The organism is Ramlibacter sp. (assembly GCF_028292805.1).
GTDB lineage: Bacteria > Pseudomonadota > Gammaproteobacteria > Burkholderiales > Burkholderiaceae_C > Ramlibacter.
This window is the reverse complement of sequence record NZ_JAQGLS010000054.1, coordinates 1-4,690: the sequence shown is the minus strand read 5'-3', so window position 1 is coordinate 4,690 and position 4,690 is coordinate 1. Positions and strand designations below refer to the sequence as shown.

The window sequence follows — 4,690 nt, the reverse complement described above, 5'->3', positions numbered from 1 at the left end:
CAGAGCGTGCGCCCTCCCTAGCCAAAGCAGCGTTTCAGCCGGCACGGAGCCGCTCTTGTAAAGGTCTGGCATGGTCTCTAACAACTGGCCGAGACGGAGATAGAGATCCTCAGGCGTCACATTTATTCCACTTCGGAAACTGCACACCAAGTGCACGCGGTCCGCAGGCGAGGCGCGCCAGCATGGACGAATCGCGACGATCCCATCATCGGAATGAGCGCCGGCGTCGCTCCAGATCCCGCGCATGCCGCTGGAGCGCCCTACTTGCTGCTTTCGACATGCGAAGCTGAGGTGCAGGCTGCGGATGCTGCGCCAGCCACTCCGCATGCCGCTCCTGCTCTGCCCGGAACTCTTTCACTTCGCGTGACCTGAGCCAGCCCCACACGCAAGCGATGCCAGCCGGGATGGCGATCAGCAGGGCAAGCCCCACCCAACTCAGAACTCCGCCGCCACGGCCGCCCGATCCCCCGCGCCCGCCACGCCCGCCGCGACCGCCACCACCACGAGCAGCAACCATCACGGGGAGCAATAGCGCACACCCAACCGCGACGACCGACGACGCATCTGAACTCCTCGGCGGCCCGAGGGCGCCGGCAAGCCCGCAGGCTGCACAGAAACAAGCCCGGAGCAAACGATGGGTTTGCTGATGGGTGAGCGCCGGAAACAGGCCGCAAACCCGCATGGAATCTCGCTGGGCGGCGGAAGCGGTGAGATTCGAACTCACGGACGGTTTCCCGTCGCCGGTTTTCAAGACCGGTGCAATCGACCACTCTGCCACGCTTCCCTGCATCCGATTCTAGTCGCCGCGGTCACCAATGCCTGAACCTGGGCGTGTCTAGGGAATGCACCGATCGATTGCATGTAAACAGCGCCTTAGGATGGACGGGATCGTCGAGGAGACACCATGAAGTTCAAGGGATTGAAGACCACCGCCGCGGTGGCATTCGCGGCTTTGTCCCTGCTCACGGCCAGCGCCGTGCAGGCGCAGGCGTATCCATCCAAGCCCATTCGCATGGTCGTGCCGTTCCCGGCCGGCGGCACCACCGACATCGTGGCGCGCATCGTCGCCCAGCGCATGCAGGAGAGCATGGGCCAGCCGGTGCTGGTGGAAAACCGTGCCGGCGCCGGCGGCGCCATCGGTGCCGACGTGATCGCCAAGGCCGCCCCGGACGGCTACACGATCATGATGCACAACCTGACGTTCCCGCTGTCGGCGGTGGCGCAGACCCTGGCCAAGCGCTCCCCGTTCGACGCCGACAAGGATTTCGCCGGGGTCTCGATCGCGGTCTACGTGCCCTTCATGCTGACCGCCGCCCCGAGCGTGCCGGCCAAGGACCTGCGCGAACTGGCCGCCTACCTGCGCGCCAACCCGAGCCAGCAGTACAACTACGGCTCGACCGGTCCCGGCTCCACGGTGCACGTGCTGGGCGAGGCCTTCAAGCGCGAAGCCAAGGTCAACATGGAGCACATCGCCTTCAAGGGTGCCGCGCCCCTGAAGCAGGAAATGCTGGCCGGCCGCATCCAGGTCGGGGGCGACCAGCTGTCGTCCTCGCTGGCCGAGATCAAGGCCGGCACCCTCAAGGCGATCGCCACCAGCGCCTCGCGCCGCGTCGCCGTGTTGCCCGACGTGCCGACCGTGCGCGAACTCGGCTTCCCCAACCTGGAGCTGGAAGGCTGGAACGGCGTGTTCGCGCCGGCCAAGACGCCAAAAGAGATCATCGACCGCCTGCACCGCGAGGTGGTCGCCGCAGTGCGGCACCCTGAAGTGGCCAAGCGGCTGACCGAGATGGGCGCCGAGCCGGTGGGCTCCACCCCGGCCGAGCAGGACGCGATCCTGCGCCGCCAGATGGACCAGTTCCGTCCGGTCATCCGCGACATGAAGCTGGAGTGATGCGCCGCCGAGGCGGCAGGGCGCTCAGCCCTTGCCGCCTTCGGCCAGCCACCAGACTGGCAGCTGCGAGCAGTCGGCGCCGTCCAGGCCAGCTTGCGCGGCGCGGTCGAAGTTCTCCAGCGTGACCGCGGTCAGCGGCAGGTCGCGGCCGCGGCTGCGGGCCTGCGCCAGCATCGCCCGCACGTCCTTGCGCATGGTGGCGACGTCCACCGTGGCCGCCGCCGGCGGCTGGCCCGCCAGGGCCTGCGCGATCATCCCGCCGCGCACCTTCAGCATGTTCGGCCCACCGGACGAATCGGCCAGGATGTCGATCACGCGCTGCGGATCCAGGCCGAGCGGCTCGACCAGCGAAAGGGCTTCGCCAAGCGTCTGCCAGTACACCATCAGCGGCAGGTTGACAGCCAGCTTCATGGTCTCGCCGGCGCCGTGCGGGCCGACGTGCTCGATCCGCTTGCACAGCTGTTGGAGCACCGGACGTGCGCGCGCCAGGTCCTCCCCCGAGCCGCCGACGAATGCGATCAGCTTGCCCTCGCTGGCCGGGCCGACGCTGCCGCCGACGGGCGACTCCAGGTAGGCCGCGCCCGCGGCTGCCGCGCGCCCGGCCATCTCCTGCTGCACGGCCGGCGGCACGGTGCTCATCTCGACGAACAGCTTGCCTTGCGCGCCGGGCGCGAGCAGGCCGTCCGGCCCCGAGTACACATCGTGCAGGGCCTGCTCGTTGGTCAGCAGGGAGATGACGAGGTCGGAGCCGGCGGCCAGTTCGCGCGGCGTCGCGGCCCAGGCGATGCCGGCGTCGAACAGCGGCTGCGCGCGCTCGCGGGTGCGGTTCCACACCGTCACCTGGTGCTCCAGGCCCGCGAGCCTGCGGGCGATCGTGGCCCCCATCTTGCCGGTGCCGGCGATGCCGATGCGCATGCTGTCTCCTTGTATCTTGGCGGCATGATAGCCGCGCACCGCCCGCTTCAGGCCAGGAACAATCCCTGCAGATCGGACAGGAAATCGAAGCCGCGCAGCGTCGGCCTCACCCGCGCCAGGTCGCGCTCGACCAGCCCCTTGCGCACCGCTTCCTGCAGCGGCTGCTCGATGGCGCTCAGCGGCAGGCCGGTGCGGTCGATGAAGTCCTGCAGCGCGAAGCCGTCGCGCAGGCGCAGCGCGTTGAGCATGAACTCGAAGGCAAGCTCGTTGCGCGCCACTTCCTCGTCCTGCGCGATGGCGCGGCCGGCCAATGCGTTGTCCATGTACAGCCTGGGCTCGCGATAGCGCACCTGCCGCACCACGCGGTGCGGAAAGCTCAGCTTGCTGTGGGCGCCGGCGCCGATGCCCAGGTAGTCGCCGAACTGCCAGTAGTTGTAGTTGTGCCAGCAGCGGTGGCCCGGCTTGGCGTAGGCCGAGATTTCGTAGCGCTCCATGCCGGCGGCCGCCGTCATCTCGGTGATGCGGTCCAGCATGGTGTAGGCCAGGTCTTCGTGCGGGATCACCGGCGGGAACTTGGCGAAGTACGTGTTGGGCTCGATCGTCAGGTGGTAGATCGACAGGTGCGGCGGCGCCAGCGCCATCGCCTGGGCCACGTCGGCTTGCAGCTGCTCGATGGTCTGGCCGGGCAGCGCGTACATCAGGTCGATGTTGAACGTCTCGAACGACTGCGCCGCTTCCTGCACCGCCGCGATGGCCTGGCCGCTGTCGTGCACCCGGCCCAGCGCCCGCAGGTGCGTGTCGTTGAAGCTCTGGACCCCCACCGACAGCCGCGTCACGCCGGCGGCGCGGAAGGCCTTGAAGCGATCGCGCTCGAAGGTGCCGGGGTTGGCTTCCAGCGTGATCTCGCAGTCGGCCGTCAATTTCAGCCGGGCCCGCACGTCCGACAGCAGGCGGGCGATGCCGTCCGGCGAGAACAGGCTGGGCGTGCCGCCGCCGATGAAGATGCTGTGGACCTGCCGGCCCCACACCAGCGGCAGCGCCACTTCCAGGTCGGCCATCAAGGCATCGAGGTAGCGCTGCTCGGGCAATTCGGATGCAGGCATCTCGTGCGAGTTGAAGTCGCAGTACGGGCACTTCTTCAGGCACCAGGGCAGGTGGATGTACAGCGCCAGCGGCGGCAGCGCCGGCAGCTGCAGCATGCCGGGGCGCAGGTAGTGCTGGACGTCCTTGCCGGCCGGCCCGGCCGTGGCCGCGACGATGGGGATCACAGCCAGCGCTCGCGGATCAGCCGCACCATCTGCTGCGCCGCCTGGCCGCGGTGGCTGTGGGCGTTCTTCACTTGCGGCGGCAACTGCGCGAAGGTGGCGTTGAAGGCCGGGATGAACATCACGGGGTCGAAGCCGAAGCCGTTGTCGCCCACCGGCTCGCGCGTGATCTCGCCGACCGCGCGGCCCACGGCGATCAGCGGCTCCGGGTCTTGGGGCGAACGCACGGCCACCAGCGTGCTGACCAGCGCCGCGCGCCTTTGCGTCAGGTCGCGCATCTGCTCCAGCAGCGCCCGCACGTTGTTGTCGTCGCCCTTGGCATAGCCGAACTGCGTCGCGTAATAGGCGGTGTCCACGCCCGGCAGCCCGCCGAAGGCCTCGACGCAGAGGCCGGCATCGTCCGCCACCGCCGGCAAGCCGCTGTGGCGGGCCGCGTTGCGGGCCTTGGCCAGCGCGTTCTCGACGAAGGTGCGAAAGGGCTCCTCGGCCTCCGGCACGCCCAGCTCGCCCTGGCGCACCAGCTGCACGTCGAGCCCGGCGAACATCGCCTGCAGCTCGGCGAGCTTGCCTTGGTTGTTGGACGCCAGGACCAGTTTCACGGCAGTTTCAGGGCGGCGAT

4 protein-coding genes and 1 tRNA gene are annotated in these 4,690 nt (G+C 68.9%); 1 reads left to right on the top strand and 4 read right to left on the bottom strand.

Annotated elements, in window-relative coordinates:
- Positions 1 to 699 precede the first annotated feature (699 nt).
- A tRNA-Ser gene (locus JWP65_RS02655) sits at positions 700 to 784 on the bottom strand.
- Positions 785 to 904: 120 nt separating this feature from the next.
- On the opposite strand from JWP65_RS02655, the gene JWP65_RS02650 reads away from it, so the two are divergent.
- On the top strand, positions 905 to 1,891 hold the full coding sequence (locus JWP65_RS02650) for a tripartite tricarboxylate transporter substrate binding protein (RefSeq protein ID WP_299760080.1): 987 nt from the start codon (positions 905 to 907) through the stop codon (positions 1,889 to 1,891).
- Between the two features lie 24 nt (positions 1,892 to 1,915).
- On the opposite strand, the gene JWP65_RS02645 is transcribed toward JWP65_RS02650, so the two are convergent.
- From JWP65_RS02645 to JWP65_RS02635, 3 genes are all read right to left on the bottom strand, one after another.
- Complete coding sequence (locus tag JWP65_RS02645; RefSeq protein ID WP_299760078.1) at positions 1,916 to 2,806, bottom strand: NAD(P)-dependent oxidoreductase; 891 nt, start codon at positions 2,804 to 2,806, stop codon at positions 1,916 to 1,918.
- 47 nt (positions 2,807 to 2,853) lie between these two features.
- Positions 2,854 to 4,005, bottom strand: a complete 1,152-nt coding sequence (gene hemW, locus JWP65_RS02640; protein ID WP_299760082.1) for a radical SAM family heme chaperone HemW — start codon at positions 4,003 to 4,005, stop codon at positions 2,854 to 2,856.
- 65 nt (positions 4,006 to 4,070) lie between these two features.
- On the bottom strand, positions 4,071 to 4,670 hold the full coding sequence (locus JWP65_RS02635) for a non-canonical purine NTP pyrophosphatase (RefSeq protein ID WP_299760076.1): 600 nt from the start codon (positions 4,668 to 4,670) through the stop codon (positions 4,071 to 4,073).
- Positions 4,671 to 4,690: the final 20 nt, after the last annotated feature.

What these genes read in the sequence shown, in the direction of transcription:
- hemW (WP_299760082.1), bottom strand. Translation starts at nt 4,005, where the DNA reads ATGCTGCAGCTGCCGGCGCTGCCGCCGCTGGCGCTGTACATCCACCTG.
- JWP65_RS02650 (WP_299760080.1), top strand. Translation starts at nt 905, where the DNA reads ATGAAGTTCAAGGGATTGAAGACCACCGCCGCGGTGGCATTCGCGGCT.
- JWP65_RS02645 (WP_299760078.1), bottom strand. Translation starts at nt 2,806, where the DNA reads ATGCGCATCGGCATCGCCGGCACCGGCAAGATGGGGGCCACGATCGCC.